At 69.8% G+C, this 17,402-nt stretch carries 16 protein-coding genes and 1 tRNA gene; 11 read left to right on the top strand and 6 right to left on the bottom strand.

Annotated features, from left to right (window positions below; all coding sequences use genetic code 11):
- Position 1 precedes the first annotated feature (1 nt).
- Genes fliQ through csrA form a run of 6 tightly spaced genes read left to right on the top strand, consistent with a single transcriptional unit; the run spans position 2 to position 5,934 of the window.
- Positions 2-277: a flagellar biosynthesis protein FliQ gene (gene fliQ / locus CXQ92_RS07600; protein WP_104166908.1), complete on the top strand. Its 276-nt coding sequence runs from the start codon at positions 2-4 to the stop codon at positions 275-277.
- A 1-nt stretch (position 278) separates the two neighbouring features.
- Entirely contained in the window at positions 279-1,037 is a 759-nt protein-coding gene (gene fliR / locus CXQ92_RS07595; protein WP_104166906.1) for a flagellar biosynthetic protein FliR, read from the top strand.
- A gap of 2 nt (positions 1,038-1,039) precedes the next feature.
- The gene (locus CXQ92_RS07590; RefSeq protein WP_104166904.1) at positions 1,040-2,140 is read left to right on the top strand and encodes a flagellar biosynthesis protein FlhB; all 1,101 of its coding nucleotides are present in this window, start codon (positions 1,040-1,042) and stop codon (positions 2,138-2,140) included.
- 3 nt (positions 2,141-2,143) lie between these two features.
- Positions 2,144-4,192 carry a flagellar biosynthesis protein FlhA gene (locus tag CXQ92_RS07585; protein WP_104166902.1) on the top strand — a complete coding sequence of 683 codons (2,049 nt, stop codon included), beginning with the start codon at positions 2,144-2,146 and terminating at the stop codon, positions 4,190-4,192.
- Positions 4,167-5,654, top strand: coding sequence for a hypothetical protein (locus CXQ92_RS18095; protein WP_181033589.1), 1,488 nt, complete (start codon positions 4,167-4,169; stop codon positions 5,652-5,654). The genes CXQ92_RS07585 and CXQ92_RS18095 overlap by 26 nt, the downstream gene beginning before the upstream one ends.
- A 4-nt stretch (positions 5,655-5,658) precedes the next feature.
- The gene (csrA, locus tag CXQ92_RS07570; RefSeq protein WP_104166898.1) at positions 5,659-5,934 is read left to right on the top strand and encodes a carbon storage regulator CsrA; all 276 of its coding nucleotides are present in this window, start codon (positions 5,659-5,661) and stop codon (positions 5,932-5,934) included.
- A 278-nt stretch (positions 5,935-6,212) separates the two neighbouring features.
- Here csrA and CXQ92_RS07565 read toward each other — a convergent pair.
- Positions 6,213-6,288 (bottom strand) — tRNA-Thr (locus CXQ92_RS07565).
- Positions 6,289-6,505: 217 nt separating this feature from the next.
- On the opposite strand from CXQ92_RS07565, the gene CXQ92_RS07560 reads away from it, so the two are divergent.
- Positions 6,506-7,288, top strand: a complete 783-nt coding sequence (locus CXQ92_RS07560; RefSeq protein ID WP_104166896.1) for an HAD-IA family hydrolase — start codon at positions 6,506-6,508, stop codon at positions 7,286-7,288.
- 4 nt (positions 7,289-7,292) lie between these two features.
- Here the strand turns inward: CXQ92_RS07560 and CXQ92_RS07555 are convergent, their stop codons facing one another.
- The 3 genes from CXQ92_RS07555 to tmk are packed head-to-tail and all read right to left on the bottom strand — an operon-like array spanning position 7,293 to position 10,743.
- Positions 7,293-8,909 carry an alpha/beta hydrolase gene (locus CXQ92_RS07555; protein ID WP_104166894.1) on the bottom strand — a complete coding sequence of 539 codons (1,617 nt, stop codon included), beginning with the start codon at positions 8,907-8,909 and terminating at the stop codon, positions 7,293-7,295.
- Positions 8,906-10,099: a DNA polymerase III subunit delta' gene (locus CXQ92_RS07550; protein WP_104166892.1), complete on the bottom strand. Its 1,194-nt coding sequence runs from the start codon at positions 10,097-10,099 to the stop codon at positions 8,906-8,908. Before CXQ92_RS07550 ends, CXQ92_RS07555 begins: the two co-directional genes overlap by 4 nt.
- Entirely contained in the window at positions 10,096-10,743 is a 648-nt protein-coding gene (gene tmk / locus CXQ92_RS07545; protein WP_104166890.1) for a dTMP kinase, read from the bottom strand. The genes CXQ92_RS07550 and tmk overlap by 4 nt, the downstream gene beginning before the upstream one ends.
- A gap of 148 nt (positions 10,744-10,891) precedes the next feature.
- On the opposite strand from tmk, the gene CXQ92_RS17805 reads away from it, so the two are divergent.
- From CXQ92_RS17805 to CXQ92_RS07525, 3 genes are all read left to right on the top strand, one after another.
- A complete protein-coding gene (locus tag CXQ92_RS17805; RefSeq protein WP_146067411.1) occupies positions 10,892-12,757 on the top strand; it encodes an HNH endonuclease signature motif containing protein in 1,866 nt (621 codons plus the stop codon).
- Positions 12,758-12,861: 104 nt separating this feature from the next.
- Complete coding sequence (locus tag CXQ92_RS07535) at positions 12,862-14,103, top strand: PLP-dependent aspartate aminotransferase family protein (RefSeq protein ID WP_104166888.1); 1,242 nt, start codon at positions 12,862-12,864, stop codon at positions 14,101-14,103.
- 352 nt (positions 14,104-14,455) lie between these two features.
- A complete protein-coding gene (locus tag CXQ92_RS07525) occupies positions 14,456-14,785 on the top strand; it encodes a DUF2516 family protein (RefSeq protein ID WP_104166884.1) in 330 nt (109 codons plus the stop codon).
- Between the two features lie 6 nt (positions 14,786-14,791).
- On the opposite strand, the gene CXQ92_RS07520 is transcribed toward CXQ92_RS07525, so the two are convergent.
- Positions 14,792-15,592: a class I SAM-dependent methyltransferase gene (locus CXQ92_RS07520; RefSeq protein ID WP_104166882.1), complete on the bottom strand. Its 801-nt coding sequence runs from the start codon at positions 15,590-15,592 to the stop codon at positions 14,792-14,794.
- 170 nt (positions 15,593-15,762) lie between these two features.
- Here CXQ92_RS07520 and CXQ92_RS07515 point away from each other — a divergent pair, with 170 nt between their 5' ends.
- Entirely contained in the window at positions 15,763-16,509 is a 747-nt protein-coding gene (locus CXQ92_RS07515) for a phosphoglyceromutase (protein ID WP_104166880.1), read from the top strand.
- An 82-nt stretch (positions 16,510-16,591) separates the two neighbouring features.
- Here the strand turns inward: CXQ92_RS07515 and phoU are convergent, their stop codons facing one another.
- Positions 16,592-17,251 (bottom strand): phosphate signaling complex protein PhoU, encoded by a 660-nt coding sequence (gene phoU / locus CXQ92_RS07510; protein WP_104166878.1) that lies wholly within the window; start codon positions 17,249-17,251, stop codon positions 16,592-16,594.
- Positions 17,252-17,402 lie beyond the last annotated feature (151 nt).

Below are 17,402 nucleotides of genomic sequence, written 5' to 3'. Positions count from 1 at the left end.
CATGGATACCAACGCCGTCCTCGACATCGGGCTCGCCGGGATCTGGGTCGCCGCGAAGCTGTCCGCGCCCGTCCTCCTGACGGCCCTCGTGGTCGGGTTCGCGATCTCGCTGCTGCAGTCCATCACCCAGATCCAGGAGGTCACGCTCTCCTTCGTCCCGAAGGCCGCCGCCGTGTGCCTGGCCCTGCTCGTCTGCGGCCACTGGATGATCTCCGAGATGATCTCCTTCACGCACGAGATGTTCGAGCGCATCCCCGGGCTCCTCGGGGGCGGCTGACATGGAGATCGTCCTGGACCAGTCCCGCATCGAAGCGATCATGCTCGCGGGTGTGCGGATCGTCGCGTTCCTCGTGATCGCGCCGCCCTTCTCCTACAAGGGCATCCCCGCACGCGTGAAGGCGATGCTCGCCGTCGGGCTCGCCCTCGCGGTGTCCCCGACGGTCGAGGCCGGGTACGAGACCGGCGGGACCGGCCAGTACATCGGCGCACTGGTCCTCGAACTCGTGGTCGGCGCCGCACTCGGCTTCCTCGTCCTGGTCGTGTTCTCCGCGGTCCAGTCCGCCGGCAGCCTCATCGACCTCTTCGGCGGCTTCTCGCTGGCCCAGGGCTTCGACCCGCAGTCCATGGTCAACGGCGCCCAGTTCGCGCGCCTGTTCCAGCTGACCGCCCTGACGCTGCTCTTCACCTCGGACGGCTACCAGTTGATCATCGGCGGGCTCGTGCGCACCTTCGACGCCCTGCCACTCGGCGGCGGGCTGGACCTCGCGGAGCCCGCGGAGGCACTCACCGGCGCCGTGACCGGGATGTTCCTGGCCGCGGTGCAGATCGCCGGGCCGCTCATCGTCGTCCTCTTCCTGGCCGACGTCGGCCTGGGGCTCCTCACGCGTGTGGCCCCCGCGCTCAATGCGTTCGCGCTGGGCTTCCCGCTCAAGATCTTCATCACGCTCAGCCTCGGCGGCGTGGTGTTCATCGCGCTCCCGCGGGTGGTCTCGACCCTCGCGGACACCGCCGCCGAACTCCTGATGGGGGTGGGCTGACGATGGCGGAGGACTCCGGGGAGAAGACCGAGCAGGCCACTGACAAGCGGATGAAGGACGTCCGCTCGAAGGGCCAGCTGTCCAAGTCCGAGGACTTCACGGCGTGGATCGGCGTCGGGGCGGCCGCCCTCATGCTGCCCTCCCTCCTCTCCCGATCGGCCGACGCCGCCACCGAGCAGCTCGTCCGCGTGACCGACACCATTGCGAGTCCCGACCCCGCGGCCGCCCTGGACGCCCTGGCCGACGGCGGCGCCTCGCTCGCCGGGACCCTCGGCCCCTTCCTCGGTGTGCTGCTGGTCGCCGTCCTCGGGACCGCGGCCCTGCAGGGCGGGATCCACGTCAAGAAGTTCTCCGGCAAGTTCGAGCAGTTCAACGTGGTCACCGGCCTCAAGCGGATCCTGGGCGGGCAGGCCCTCTGGCAGGGCGCGAAGGCGCTCCTGAAGACCGGCGTGGTCGGCCTGGTGCTCGTCGTCGTCGTGCAGAACCTGATGCCCGTGCTCATGGCGGCCGGCGGGCTGTCGGTGGCTGCCCTCCTGAACACCGCGGGGGAGGGGACGGCGGCACTCCTGCAGGCCGCCGTCGTCGCAGGCCTCGCCCTCGCGGCGATGGACGTCCTGGTGGTGCAGCGCCGCAACCGCAAGAAGACCCGCATGACCAAGAAGGAGGTCAAGGACGAGAACAAGAACTCGGACGGCGACCCCCTCATCAAATCCCAGCGGCGCTCACGCCAGCTCGCCATGAGCAGGAACCGCATGATCGCCGCCGTGGGCGGGGCCGACGTCGTCCTCGTCAACCCCACGCACGTCGCCGTCGCCCTGAAGTACGAACCCGGACGCTCCGCGCCGCGCGTCGTCGCGAAGGGTGCCGGGGTGATCGCCGCGAGAATCCGCGAGGAAGCGGAGAAGGAGAACGTCCCGATGGTCTCCGACATCCCGCTCGCCCGAGCGCTGCACGCCGCGTGCGAGCTCGGCCAGGAGATCCCCTTCGAGAACTACGACCAGGTGGCCCGCATCCTCGCGTTCGTCATGTCCCTGAAGACCAGGGGAGCCGCACGCGGCGTCCACACCCTGCCCGTCCGACCCGCAACCGCCGGAGGCCTCTAGATCATGCGCTCATCCGCCCCCAAGTTCCTCGTGCCCGTCGGGGTCGTCGGCATCATCCTGCTCCTCGTGGTGCCCGTGCCCTCGGTACTGCTGGACCTGCTGATCATCGTGAACATCCTGCTCGCACTGGTGATCCTGCTCAACACCATGTTCATCCGCAAGCCGCTGGACTTCTCGGTGTTCCCGTCCCTGCTGCTCGTGGCCACGCTGTTCCGCCTGGGCCTCAACGTCGCCTCCACCCGTCTCGTCCTCGGGGAAGGCTACGCCGGGGAGGTCATCGCCGCGTTCGGGCACGTCGCGGTCGGCGGATCGATCATCATCGGAGCCGTGGTCTTCCTCATCCTCGTGGTCATCCAGTTCGTGGTGGTCACCAAGGGCGCCGAGCGCGTGGCCGAGGTGGGAGCCCGCTTCACCCTCGATGCGATGCCGGGCAAGCAGATGGCCATCGACGCCGATCTCAACGCCGGGCTGATCACGGACACGCAGGCCCGCGAGCGGCGCGCCGAGGTCTCTGCGGAGGCCGACTTCTACGGGGCCATGGACGGTGCGTCCAAGTTCGTGAAGGGTGATGCGATCGCCGGCATCATCATCATCATCATCAACCTCGTGGGCGGCATCGCGATCGGGATGCTGCAGGACGGCCTGCCCGTCTCCGAGGCGCTCACCACCTACGGCCTGCTCACCATCGGCGACGGCCTCGTGACCCAGATCCCTGCGCTGCTCATGGCCGTGTCCACCGGCATGATCGTCACGCGCTCCAACGCCGAGGCGGACATGGGTTCCACCGCGGCCCAGCAGCTCGGCCAGTCGCAGAACGCCCTGCGCATCGCGGGTGCGGCGGCGGTCGTCATGGCGCTGATCCCGGGGATGCCGAAGCTGCCCTTCATCGTGGTGGGCGCGGGCCTGATCGTCATCGCGCAGAGCATCAGGAAGTCCGAGGCCGACGCCCGGACGGCCGCCGCCGCGCTCGAGGCCGAGGCGGCCCGGCCGTCGACGGACAACACCGACGACCTGCTGGAGCAGATGCGCGTCCACTCTCTGGAGGTGCTGCTCGCGCCCGACCTGGTGGACGTCGTCACCGGGGCGCCGGACGACCTCCTCGGCCGTGTCCGCGCCCTACGGCGCAAGATCGCCCTCGAACTCGGCGTCGTGGTGCCTCCGGTGCGCACGCGGGACAGCGTGGAGCTGCCTCCGGCCACGTACGTCATCAAGATCGCCGGTGTCGAGGCGGGGCGTGGTGAAGCTCCGCGCGGCAAGGTCCTGGCTCTCGGCGACCACCTCGCGCACCTGCCGGGCACCGCCGTCGTCGAGCCGGTCTTCGGACTCGCCGGGAAGTGGGTGCCCGCCGAGCTCCGGCACAACGCGGAGCTGGCCGGCGCCACGGTGATCGACCGCGTATCCGTGCTCGTGACGCACCTGTCCTCGGTCATCACCGCGAACGCCGCGCGCCTGCTGTCCCGCGAGGATGTCCGGGTGCTGACCGACGGCGTCCGCCAGGTGAACCCATCGGCCGTCGAGGAGCTCGTCCCCGGGCTGCTGTCCCTGGCCGAGGTCCAGCGCGTCCTGCAGGGACTCCTGTCCGAGCAGGTGCCGATCAACGACCTCGCCCGCATCTACGAGGCGCTGACGCTCAAGGCCAAATCGTCCTCCGAGCCCGAGGGCCTCATCGAGGCGGCGCGGCTGGCCCTCGGGCCGGCGGTCACCCAGCAGTACCTCGACGGCACGCTGCTGCGGGTGATCATGATCGACCCCCTGCTCGAGCAGTCGATGCTCGAGGGGCTCCGGCCGTCCGATCAGGGCACACAGATCATGCTCGATCCTGCGCGGACCGACGCCGTGCTCTCCTCCGTCCGTTCGACGGTCGCCGACATCGAGACAGCCGGGAACTCCGCCGTGCTCGTGTGTGCGCCTGCGCTGCGGCCGGCCCTCAGGCGGCTCGTCGGACCGCAGGCGGCGAACCTGCCGGTGTTGTCCTATCAGGAGGTCACGAGCGCCAACGTCGCGATCGAGACAGTAGGAGTGGTCCGTGGCACCGCAGTTATTTCATCTTGAGGGTCCCTCCCTAGAGGAGCTGAAGGCGAAGGTCGCAGGGCTGTACGGTCCGCGCGCCCTCATCGTGTCCGCGGAACTCGTGACGGTCGGTGGGATCCGCGGCGTCCTCGCGCGGAAGCACTACGAGATCGTGGTCGAGGTGCCGGAGCCCGACGGCGACGGTGGTTCTCGCGAGGGCGCGGGCGACGGTTCCACCGGTGGTGCCGGTGCCGTGCGCCGGGGCGATGCCTCCAGCGGGCGTCCTCGCGGACGCCGGAGCGCGGCCGTGGCCCCCTCAGGCCTCGATGCTCTCCTCCAGCAGGCCGAACTCGACGAGGTCCGTATCGCGGGAGGGCCCGACGCCGACCGCGGCGGGACCCAGGAGCGCGGCAACTCGCTCCCGGCTGCGGTCTCCACGGATTCCGGTCTCTTCGCGGCACTCATGGACGAGCTGACGTTCGCGACGAACCCCGCGCCGGTAACGCCGGTATCCTCCTCGGCGCCGGTCGCGCCGGTCGCGCCGGTCGCGCCGGTCGCGCCGGTCGCGCCGGTCGCGCCGGTCGCGCCGGTCGCGCCGGTCACCTCCGGGGCCGGGGCGGCCGGGTCGCGGCAGCCGTTCGCCGTGGGGCCGGATGCGGTGGCCGAGCACCCTCCCGGAGGATCCTCCGGGACTGGAACCGCTGAACCCCGGCGGTCGTTCGCCGTGGACCCGGACGTGGTGGCCGAGAAGCCGGACGCCGATCCGTCCCGGCCCGGGTCCGGATCCGAGTCCGGAGCCGCGTTCCTCCGGGAAGGTGCAGGCGACCCGACCGATCTGCCCGACGTCCCTGGCCAGGTCCTCCGTGCTCCCGCCGCCGCGCCGCCCGCGCCCTCGGTGCTGCGTGCACCCGGCGATCTCGTCGTCGTCATCGGAGCGCCCGCCACAGCGTGGGGGGTTGCCTCCTCGATGGCCACCGTCCTGGGCAGGGGAGCGCCCACGGCCGTCGCGGTCTCGGGACCGCCGCACTGGGTACGTCCTGAGGCCCGATCCGTCGATGACAGCCTGGAGGCGAATGCCGCTCGTGCGGCGGGGGTCGACGGCGGTCACGCCGTTTTCGTCGCGCTGTCCTCGGAGGATCCCGTGGCGGACGGTCGCGCCCTGCTCGCGCTGAGGCCCGACCAGGTATGGCTCGTCGTCGACGCCGGGCGCAAGGAGGCGGACACCGCGGCGTGGGTCGGGGCGCTACGACGCAGCATGGAGCGTGCCGGGCTCGCTCCGGCAGGGCTCGCCGTCGTCGGGTCGGCAGGCACGGCGACACCGGAGACCGTGCAGGCGCTCGGTCTCCCCATCGGATGGCTGGAGGGGCGCCCCGCAGGGGAGGCTCCACCTGTCTCGGCCTCTGCCCCGGCGTCCGCCTCTGCACCGGCCTCCGCCTCTGCACCTGCCGGGCCGCGCAGGCCGGGCGGCGGTCGACGTCGTGCGGAGCCGGCCGGGATAGAGTGACACGGTGCTTGTACTAACGCGAAAGGTCGGCGAGCAGATCCTGATCGGCGACGACATCGTCATCACCGTGCTCGATTCCCGCGGTGATGGTGTGCGCATCGGCATCGACGCTCCTCGGGGCGTCAAGATCCAGCGCGAGGAAGTGCTCCGCGCGGTCACCGAGGCGAACCTGGCGGCCGCGTCGGCCGGGGCCGACGGCGCCGATGCTTTGAAAGCCCTGCTGCAGTCCGGGGCGAAGGTCTCCGCCGACGACGCGGGCGCCGACCAGCCGAATCCCTGACGGGGGCTGCCAGGAGCCTGACCCACGCCTCCACCATGCCGCGGACCCACGGCGGCCCGGCCGATGTCGCCGCGGAACCTCCACCCCATGCGGTCCGACGCCACCGGGCCGAGGCCTGCCGGAGTCGGCCGGCCCGGTGACGCGTGCGCCCCGGCGCTCACCGCACCGATGGTTCCCGGCGCTCGCCGCCTCGGTGGGTCCCGGTTCTCGCCGTCCCTGAAGGCGGAGAAGTATCCGGACACGAAAAAGCCCCGGTTGCGGACCAACCAGGGCGATCGTGGAGCCTCCTGCCAGAGTCGAACTGGCGACCTTCTCATTACGAGTGAGACGCTCTACCGACTGAGCTAAGGAGGCAATGCTTCCTGACCGGGAACATCGTCCGGGCCGATCCACCAGGCACAACTTTATAGGAGGGGTCGGCCCGCGGTCAAAATGGTGTCCCTGCCCGGGAGTTCGCCGACAGTTCACGCGCCGTCAGCCTTGCGGACGGTGACGCGTCAGCACCCTCGGAGAGTGTGGACAGCAGACTTGTCCCGCATCGGAGCGGGGCGGCCACCAAGGGGGATGCCGCATGACACAGGACCGTTCGTTCTCGCTCGCCGTCATCGACATGGCCGGAACCACCGTGGACGAGGGCCGACTGCAGGACGAAGCGCTGACGCGTACCCTCACCTCGCACGGGGTGCAGGAAGGCACCCGCGCGTTCGACCGGATGACGGCGTACGCCCGTCAGGAGATGGGGACGTCGAAGGAGCTCGTCTTCCGGCGCCTGTTTCCCGACGTCGCCGTCGCGGCCCAGGTCAACCGGACCTTCGAGACGGCGTACGACGACCTGCTGGCACGTTACGGAGTGGAGCCCATCCCCGGCGCCGAGGAAGCGATCCTGGAGCTGCGGAATGCCGGGCTCAGGATCTGCCTCGCCACCGGGTTCGGCCGGCACACCCAGAACATGATCCTGGAGTCCCTCGGCTGGATGGGGCTGGCGGATCTCAGCCTGTGCCCCTCGGACGCGGGACGCGGCCGCCCCTACCCCGACATCATCCTCACCGCGGTCCTCGCGCTCGACATCGAGGACGTGCGCTCCGTGCTGGTCGCGGGGGACACGACGTCGGACGTCGTCGCGGGACGGCGCGCGGGGGCGGGCGCCGTCGTCGGGGTCCTGACCGGCGCCCACCCCGAGGCCGAGCTGCGGCTCGCGGGCGCCGACGTCGTGCTGCCCTCCATGTGCCACCTGCCCCGATGGCTTGCGGCAGGGCTCGCCGTCGCCGCGCCGCGCCATGCGTCCGCGGCCGCTTCTCGATCCATCGACCTGCCGGGCTCGCCGGACGGCCTCGGCGTCACGCAGCGGAACTGACTCCTCAGCAGCGGACGCCGTCCTCCGGGACCGTCCCGTCGATGAAGAAATCATCGACCAGGTCCAGGATGCAGTCGTTGGAGCGGCCGTACGCGGTATGGCCCTCGCCTTCCCACGTCACATGGACGCCGGACTCCAGCTGGTCCGCCAGTGCCGTCGACCACTCGTACGGCGTCGCCGGATCGCCGGTGGTGCCGATGACGACGATCGGATCGGCGCCGGCAGCCTCCACGGGCGCGGGGCCGAGGGCCGGCGGGTACTTCCAGGGGGCGCAGGTGACGCCGCCGAACGCGAGGAACCGGCCGAAGGTCGGTGATGCCGAGACGAGTTCGTTCTCGTCGGTGCGCATCTGGAGGGGATCGCTCGTCATCGGGTAGTCGAGGCAGTTGACGGAGAGGAACGCCGCGGTCGAGTTGCCTGCATAGGTGCCGTCCGGCCCACGTTCAGCGGCGAGATCCGCGAGGTAGAGCATGGTGGACGCATCGCCGTCGAGGGCGTCGGAGACGGCCTGGGTGAGCGTGGGCCAGTTGCCGTTGTCGTACAGGGGCAGGATGAAGCCCTGGACGAAGGTGGAGATCGGCACGAGGCGGCCGTCCTCCGCCGTCATCGGTTCGCGCTCGACAGCGGCGAACAGGTCCTGGATCTGCCGGATACCGTCGTCCACCGTCCCGGTGTAGGGGCACTCCGGGCCCTGCTGGCAGTCGGCGACGTAGGCGCGCAGGGCGTTCTCGAAGCCGCGGGCCTGGCCGAGGGTGATGTTCTCGCTGCTCAGCGACGGGTCGATCGCGCCGTCGAGGACGAGGCGCCCGGCCCGCTCCGGGAACAGTTCCGCGTAGGTCGCTCCGAGCTGCGACCCGTAGGAGAAGCCCAGGAAGTTCAGTTTCTCGTCGCTCACGAGGGCACGCAGGATGTCCATGTCCCGTGCGGCGGATTCGGTGTCCACGAAGCCCAGCAGTTCACCCGTGCGTTCGGCGCACAGGTCCGCGAACTCCTCCGCGTCCGCCGTCATGAGGTCGAGGAGCTCATCGGGGGAGGCCTCGGCCGGGTAGGTCTCCTGCCGCGCCTCGTCCTGCTCGGCGTCGGTGTAGCACTCCACGGCGCTGGACCTGTTCACCCCCCGGGGGTCGAAGCCCACGACGTCGTAGTCCTCCCGTAGGCGCTCGCTCGTGACGTAGTCGAGGGAGTCCTTCACGATGTTGAAGCCCGAGCCGCCCGGTCCGCCCGGGTTGATGAGGATCGTCCCCTGCGCCTCACCCGAGGCATCGGCGCGGATGGCCGCGATCTCGATGCTGTCCCGCCCTGGGTCGGTGTAGTCCAGGGGCACCTCGATCGTCGCGCACGAGAACGATCCCTCACAGCTCTCCCACCGCACGTCCTGCGTGTAGAAGGTCCGGAGGCCCTCGGCCACGTCACCGATCGCCGCGGGGTCGGCGGTCTCGAGCCCGCCCGCAGGCGGGACGGGCCCGTCGTCGGGTGCCAGCAGCATGCATCCGGAAAGCCCCAGCACGACGGCGGTGGATGCGGCGAGGAGCGCGGCGGCGCGGCCGAGAGGGCTACGGGGGCTGCTGTCGAGGATGCTGCGGGGGCCGCGGCCGAGGAGGTGGAGCGGTCCGCCGGTCATCGGTCGAGGTCCTTCCGGGACAGGAGGCTCACCGTCATCGCTTCGATCGCTAGCAGCGGCGACACGTTGGTGCTCACGAGCCGGGAACGCACTTCGTTGATGGACTCGAGCCGGAGGAGGGTGTCTTCGGGGCTCTCCCGGCGGGCGAACTCCTCGAGTTCGGGCCGCAGGGGCTCGTTGACGAGCATCTGCCCGCTGGAGACCTGGAGCATCAGCACATCCCTGTAGAAGGAGATGAGATCCGTCAGCGCGCGGTCGAAGTAGTCGTTCTTGGAACGCTTGGCCCGTCGCGTCTGATCGTCCTCCAACCGCTTGACCTGTGCGCGCATCGACGGCGGCAGGACGCCCGTCTCGGGAGCGCCGAGGGTGGTGAGCAGTGCTGTCCTCTCCTCGGCGTCGCGCTGCTCGAAGGAACTCTGGGCCTCCGCCTCGGCGAGCTTCACCAGGTCCGCAGCAGCACGCATGGCACCGGCCACCGAGCGCAGTGTCAGCGGGAGCCGGACGATCTGGTTGCGGCGCTCGCGGGCGCCGTCGTCCGTGGCGAGCCTCTTCGCGATGCCGATGTGGCTCTGGGCGGCGCGGGCGGCCGCTTCCGCCGTCGCGGGATCGATCCCGTCGCGGGCGACGAGCAGATTGGCGACGTCCTGCACGGGGGGTAGGCGGAGGCCGACGGACCGGCACCGGGAGCGGATGGTGACGAGCACGTCGCCGGGACTCGGAGCGCACAGCAGCCAGATGGTCCGCGGCGGCGGTTCCTCGATGGCCTTGAGCAGCACGTTGGTGCTGCGCTCCTGCATGCGGTCGGCGTCCTCGACGATGATGATCCGCCAGCGCCCGGTCGACGGTTTGTCCTGTGCCTTGCGGACCAGTTCACGTGCCTCGTCGATGCTGATGGTCACCTTCTCAGTGGTGACGTTGGTCAGATCGGCGTGTGCCCCGGAGAGGACGGTGTGGCAGGCCTTGCATGTGCCGCAACCACGCTCGGCGAGATTCTCGCGCTCGCAGAGCAGGGCGGCGGCGAAAGCGCGGGCGGCATTGGACCGGCCGGAGCCGGGCGGGCCGGTGAAGAGCCAGGCGTGCGTCGGTGTACCGGATTCCGCGGCACGGCGCAGTTGCTCGACCACCTGTTCCTGCCCGCGGAGGTCCGCCCACACTCCGGATGCGGGGAGGCTGTGCGTCACGGCGCTCATGCCGAGACCCGGGGGAGGGCTCCGAGGATGGAGCGGTGAAGGTCCTCGGGCGTCCTCGACGCGGCCAGGACGAGGTACCGTTCGGGTTCCGCGCGGGCGAGGTCCAGGAAGGCGGCGCGGATCCGGGCGTGGAAGTCGTCGGGTTCCGACTCGAGGCGGTCCTCGGCGGCCGCGCCGGTGGTGCGGCGGCTCCGCCCTTCGGCGGGCTCGACGTCGAGCAGGACGGTGAGGTCTGGGCGGAGCCCGTCGGTGGCCCAGAGGTTCACGTCCAGGACGGCCTGCGCACCCAGTCCGCGCCCGGCACCTTGGTAGGCGACCGAGGAGTCGATGAAACGGTCGCAGACGACGACGTCGCCGCGTTCCAGTGCGGGCACGATCACCTGCTGGACGTGGGCTGCCCGCGAGGCCGCGAACATGAGGGCTTCGGTGCGCGCGTCGATCTGGCCGTGACCGTGGTCGAGGACGAGGGAGCGCAGCTTCTCCCCGATGGCAGTGCCCCCGGGTTCACGTGTGCGGATCACTGTGCGCCCACCGGATTCGAGGGCCGCGCAGAGCAGTGCGGCCTGCGTGGACTTGCCCGCGCCGTCGCCGCCTTCGAGCGCGATGAAGAGCCCGGGAAGCCCGTGCGGGAGGGGAAAGGTCACGCGCCCAGCCTACCGAGTGCCCGTGACATCGAGGTCACACGATCGGCGTTGCGTGCTTCGTGTGCCTTCCCAGGGATGATTCGCGAGAGTTGTCCACATACGGAGTGACCCCCGATTATTCGAATCTCCGTACTAATACGCTGGTCCCATGGCGACAGCAGTAGCAGAGGCACGATCGACGACGGCGCAGGCCGTCGGCGGGGTGCAGTCCCACCTGGCACATATCGCCGAGCAGTTCGAGGTCGAAGCCGGTCTGGCCTCGACGGCCGATCTTGCTGCGGCACTGGGGGCTGTGGAGCACCTTGCCCGGTTGGTCGAGTACCTGCAGGTGGTGGGTGCGGCAGCGGCGGATCAGCAGGAGATCGCGAGGTTCGGGGAGACCCGGCAGGGCCTGGGCTGGAGCGGTCCTCTGGCCGTTCCCGGCGACAGCCACGAGTTCAGGGACACTGCCGAATATCTCCGTGCCCGCCTGGGTATCACGCGGCAGGAGGCGCAACGGCGGATCCGCCTCGGGAAGTCGGTGCTTCCACGACGAACGGCCACCGGTGAGCCTTGCCCCGCCATGCTCGAATCCGTCGGGGACGGGTTCAGGGCCGGTGTGATCAGTTCCTACTCCGCAACCCGTATCAGTGATGCAGTGGAACGCGTCCGGCCCTGTGCCTCGACCCTGCAACTGCAGGCCATGGAGGAGGGCCTGGCCGCACAGGCCGCGGAATCGGATGCCGATCTGTTGAACGTGGTCATCCGACGATGGGAATCCGTCCTCGATCCTGACGGGGCCGAACCCACCGAGGAGCTGTTGAAGGCACAGCAGGGCGTGTTCCTGCGGGGCAGGCGACGCGGACTGCACCGGCTCGAGATCGCGGCGGACGACGAACAGTTCGAGTACCTCCTCACCGTCATGAACACCGCCACCAACCCGCGCACCGCGCGGGACCGCGGTGGCCCAGGAGGGGGCGAGCCCCGGGCGGAAGCCGGGAACGACTGCACCGGCGTTCCCGACCCTGACGGCAGTGGCACTGACGGCATCGGCGCTCCCGCGGGGCCGGTGCCGGACTGTCCGGTGCCAGGTGGGGCGATGTCGAACGACCCGCTGCCGGCCGACTCCGCGTCGAAGTGGGAACGTCGGACCCGGCCCCAACGCCACCTCGACGGGTTGGTCGGTGCCTGCCAGGTCGCCCTCGCCACGGACACGCTTCCTGCCACCGGCGGCCATCGACCGCAGGTGATGGTCACCATCGATTACCGGGCTCTCACCGAGGACCTGCGTAGCCGCGGAGTGGTCCGGCGGCGAGCACAAGGCTCGTACGGGCGTGCGGTCGATTCATCGGACGACGGGTCGGGTGGGGACTTCGGGCTGGACGGGCACGACGGGTCGGGTGGGGACTTCGGGCCGGACGGGCCGGACGAGTCGGGTGGGGACTTCGGGCAGGACGGGCCGGACGAGTCGGGTGGGGACTTCGGGCGGGTCGTGCGCTCCTGGCAGGACCGGCAGTCGGCGCAGGACGGTCGTCCGAAGCGCGACATGGGACCCGCAGGCTTCAGCGACCCCTCAGGCGCTCCACGAACGCATCCCGAAGGTGGCTACAGCGTCTTCGGTGGTCCTGTCACCGCGCGGATCGTTCGCAAGATCGCGTGCGACGCGGACATCATCCCGGTCGTGCTGGGAGGGCACGGGGAGGTCCTCGACGTCGGTCGTGCCCGAAGGTTCTTCGGCGTGGCGCAGCGGCGAGCACTGGTCGCCCGGGACAGGGGGTGCGCCTTCCCCGATTGCACTGTCCCGGCCGTCTGGTCGGAGGCACACCACATCGCACCGTGGGCCGAGGGCGGAAGAACCGACGTCTCCAATGGATGCCTCCTGTGTTCCTTCCACCACCGGCTCGTCGAGCGGGGCAACTGGAGTATTCAGATGAAGCACGGCATCCCCTGGTTCACGCCACCGCCCTACATCGACCCCGATCGCACTCCGCGGCGGAACCGGCACCGTGAGCTCACACTTGGCGGGACGCCGTGACGCCGGTCATCCAGGCGGGCGCGACGGGTGGGGGACCGCACGGGGTCGGCGATTGTGACCTCCCTCTTTTTCAGGCACGCGCTCTCCCCATTTACGCTGACCCCATGACGACATCTCGCGAGGATCTGCCGCACACCGGGCTCGCCCCGGACACCCTCACCGTCGCGGCAGGCAGACCCCCACGCGAGCACGATGCCCCGGTCAACGTGCCGATCGTGCTCTCGACGACCTACCACGAGACGCGCGCCCCCGTCCCGGGCGACCGTATCTACGCCCGTGGCTCCAACCCCACCTGGGATCCGTTCGAGGAAGCGCTCGGTGCACTCGAGGCAGCAGGCCTCCCGGCCCTCGTCTTCAGCTCCGGCCTCGGTGCGGCAGCGGCCGCTTTGTCCCTCGTCCCGACCGGGGGAGCGGTGGTGATGCCACGGCATGCCTATGCCGGGTCGATCAGTCTCGCCGCTGATCTCGCAGCACAGGGCAGGTTCGAACTGCGCACCGTCGACGTCGCCGACACGGCGGGTGTCCTTGCGGAGCTTGACGCGCTCGCCGCGCGGTTCGATGAAGGTCAGGTGATGCTGTGGCTGGAGAGTCCCACCAATCCGATGCTCGAGGTCGCCGACCTGGCGGTACTGACCGACGCAGCCCATGCGACCGGCGCGATCGTCGTCGCAGACAACACGTTCAACACGCCGATCGTCCACCGCCCCCTCGAGTCCGGCGTCGACGTCGTGCTGCACTCCGTCACGAAGTGGCTGGCCGGGCATTCCGACGTCGTCCTCGGCGCGCTGGTCACCTCCGACTCGGCACTCCGTGAGCGACTGTTGGCGCACCGCACCCTGCATGGTGCTGTCGCCGGGCCCTTCGAGGTCTGGCTCGCACTACGCGGACTGCGCACTCTCGCACTGCGCATGGAGCGGAGTCAGGCCACCGCGGCCTTCCTCGCGCACCTCCTCGTGGACCATCCCGTCGTCCGCCGCGTGCGATATCCGGGCCTTCCCGCCGATCCCGGGCACGAGCGTGCGGCCCGCCAGTTCAAAGGTTTCGGCGGGATCGTCAGTATCGAGCTCGACGACGTCCCGACGGCGGATGCCCTCGTCGCGGCCGTGCGCCTCTGGCTTCCGGCGACCTCGCTGGGCGGCGTCGAGTCACTCATCGAACGCCGTCGGCGACAGCCCGCCGAGCCGAAGACCGTCCCCGAAGCACTCGTCCGCCTGTCCGTGGGTATCGAGAACCCCGAGGATTTGTGGGCGGACCTCGACCAGGCCCTCCGGCAGGCGTCGGGCGATCAGCTTGCAAGCGCGACGGCGGGCAAGACGGGCACGCTGACGGACTGGATGACGGACTAGATGACGGACTAGACGGCGGGCGCGCCAGCGGACGGAACGGCAGCCGCGCGAAGGGGCGGCGGGCACGCCGGCGGACGTGACGGCAGACGGGCCGGCAGACGGGCCGGCAGGCGCGCCGGCCGACAGGGCGGCGGAGGTGACGGCGTATGTGGCGGCGGACGTGCACACCGACGTGACGGCCGACGTTACGAGAGACAGGGCGGTGGACGTGAGGACGAACAGGGCGACGGACATGCAGACGGATGCGACAGGGGGCACGACGGCGGGGCGCAGGCCCGCCGCATCCGAAGTGGAAGTCCCGGCTGCGGTGTCATCCGCACCGCGTCCGAGGCAAGCCAGCTAAGCTGATTCCGTGGCCCTCGTATTTGCAATCCAGTCCTACCTGTACCTCGCCCTGGGCGTCGTGGCCCTCGGCATCGAAGTGTGGGCCCTCTCGGACTGCGTGCGGCGTCCCGGCACCGCCTTCGAAGCCGCGTTCAAGCGGACCAAGGGGTTCTGGCTGGCACTCACGGGTGGCGCCGTCGTCGTCGGCCTGTTGTCCGTACTCGGTGGCGGGAGCGGCTTCAACCTCTTCCAGCTGGTCGCCATCATCGCGGCCTGTGTGTACCTCGCCGACGTCAAGCCGGCCGTCAGCCAGACCTCGGGTCGCGGCGGCAATCAGGGCCCGTACGGTCCCTGGTAGCCGTTCCTACCCCGGAGCGACCGCGTCCCAGGCTACGGTGACCTCGCCCAGACGCCATCGCGAGGGTCCGTCCCGCAGCGGCCAGCCCGCTGCCCTCATCGCTGCGCACATCGCCATCCACCGCTGCTGGTTCCCGAAGGATGCGAGGGACGCGGCGTCGAGCCATGACCGGTCGAGCGCCTGCAGGTATCCGTGTACCCGCTCGCCCTCCACGTTCCGGTGGATCAGCGCCTTCGGCAGCCTTTCCGCGACATCGGACGGGAGCGTAAACGCACCGAACCGCAGGGAGATGCTCAGCGACTCCGGTCCCGACGGCCCGATGGCCGCCCAGGTGGAGCGGCGCCCTATCTCGTCGCACGTCCCGTCGATGAGCAGACCATCGGGAGCCAGGCGTCCTCGGACCTCGTCCCAGTGGGCCCCGTACTGGTCCTCGCCGTACTGTCGCAGCACATTGAATGCACGGACGACGACGGGACGCCGGCCGGCGAGCGGCAACTCGAAGCCTCCCTGTCGGAAGCTGAGGCCGGGGCGCGCGAGGGGTTCGGCGCTCGCCACGCGCGCCGGGTCTATCTCGATGCCGACCACCTCGACGTCGTCGCGTACGGACCGAAGGCGGGTGAACAGCTCGACGGCAGTGACGGGAGCGGCGCCGTAGCCGAGGTCGACCACGAGCGGGTCGGCAGTCCGGCGCAGCCGGGAGCCATGGGATCCGGCGAGCCAGCGATCGACGCGGCGAAGCCGGTTGGGGTTTGTGGTGCCGCGGGTGATGGTCCCCAGGGGCTTGGGGGGACGGAGACGCGAAGGCACCCATCAACACTAGGGCACGGGAGGAGTGCCGCCGTGCCGGGTGCCCCGGGCCCGTGCGCGTTCCCCCGGATTCATGCAGAGCGCCCTGCACCGTCCCGGGCTCTGCACCGCCGATCGTCACACGACGCTGCAGCATGACCGCCGCAACACGATGCGGCAGACTAGGACCCATGACCTACACACTGATCCTGCTGCGCCATGGCCAGAGCGAATGGAACGAGAAGAACCTCTTCACCGGCTGGGTGGATGTCGCCCTCACGGAGAAGGGACGCGAGGAAGCAACCCGCGGCGGCCACCTCCTGACCGAAGCCGGCATCCTTCCCGACATCGTGTACACGTCCCGGCAGAAGCGCGCCATCATCACCGCCAACCTCGCCCTCGAGGCCGCTGACCGCAGCTGGATCGACGTCAAGAGGAACTGGCGGCTCAACGAACGCCACTACGGAGCGCTGCAGGGCAAGGACAAGGCCCAGACCCTCGCGGAGTACGGCGAGCAGCAGTTCATGGAATGGCGCCGGTCCTACGACACGCCGCCGCCGCCGCTCGACGACGCCAGCGAGTACTCGCAGGCCGCCGACCCCCGCTACGCCGATCTCGGCGACGCCGTGCCGCGCACCGAATGCCTGAAGGACGTCCTCGAGCGCTTCCTGCCGTACTGGGAATCGGACATCACGGTGGACATCAAGGCCGGCAGGACCGTGCTCATCGCCGCCCACGGCAACTCGCTCCGGGCCCTCGTCAAGCACCTCGACGGCATCAGTGACAAGGACATCGCCTCGCTGAACATCCCCACGGGCATCCCCCTCGTGTACGAGCTCGACGAGGACCTCAAGCCCGTCAAGGCAGGCGGCACCTACCTCGACGCCGACGCCGCGGCCGCCGCGATCGAGGCCGTCGCGAACCAGGGCAAGCACTAGCGCCAGCGCCTCGACGCACGCACGAACACGACGACGGCGGCCCTTGCGGGGCCGCCGTCGTCGTGTCAGTACCGGGGAGGAGTCAGTTCAGCGGAGCGGTAGGGTGCCATTCTCCCGTGACGAGGTAGGTGACCTTCCGGGCCACCGAGACGCCGTGGTCCGCGAAGCGCTCGTAGTACCGGCTGGCGAGGGTGACGTCCACCGTCGTCGGTGCGCTCTCGGACCAGTCGTCGGCCGCGACAGCCTTGAAGACGCTGGCGTGCAGCTCATTGACACGGGCATTGGCGGCACTGATCTCGTTGGTCAGATCGAGGTTGCGCGTCTCGAGGAGCTCCTTGACCTTCGTTGCGATCTGCACGTCGAGTTCGGCGAGTTCGTCGAAGGTCCCGCGAATACCTTCCGGGATCACGTTCGCGGGGAAACGCAGACGGGCGAGCTGGGCCACGTGACGGGCGAGGTCACCCATCCGCTCCAGCGACGCGCTCATGCGCAGCGCACCCACGATCATGCGGAGATCGGACGCCACCGGGCCTTGAAGTGCGAGGATGTCGATGGCCCGCTCGTCGAGGGAGTTCTGCAGGAAATCGATGCGCGCATCGGCCGCGATCACTTCCTGTGCAAGCTCGGTGTCGGCGCCCTGGAAAGCACTGTTGGCCTTCTGAATGGCCTCGGTCACCAGTTGGGAGATCTCGATGAGCTCCTCGCCGATCTGATGAAGCTCGGCCTGAAAAACCTTACGCACGTAGGCGTCCTTCCCTGGAAGTTTCGAATCGAACCGTTCCCACAGTTCTGCCGACGACCCTTCCAGCCAGCGGTGAACTGTTTCTCCGCATTGTGTGAACGTTAGTTGAACCCCTCGCCCAACGCCACCGGATGGGGCGGACCCGAAATAC

Origin of the sequence: Arthrobacter sp. SX1312 (assembly GCF_002929295.1) — a bacterium.
Classification (GTDB): domain Bacteria; phylum Actinomycetota; class Actinomycetes; order Actinomycetales; family Micrococcaceae; genus Arthrobacter_D.
Note: the sequence above shows the minus strand (reverse complement) of the source record. Positions and strands in the feature narration are given on the sequence as shown.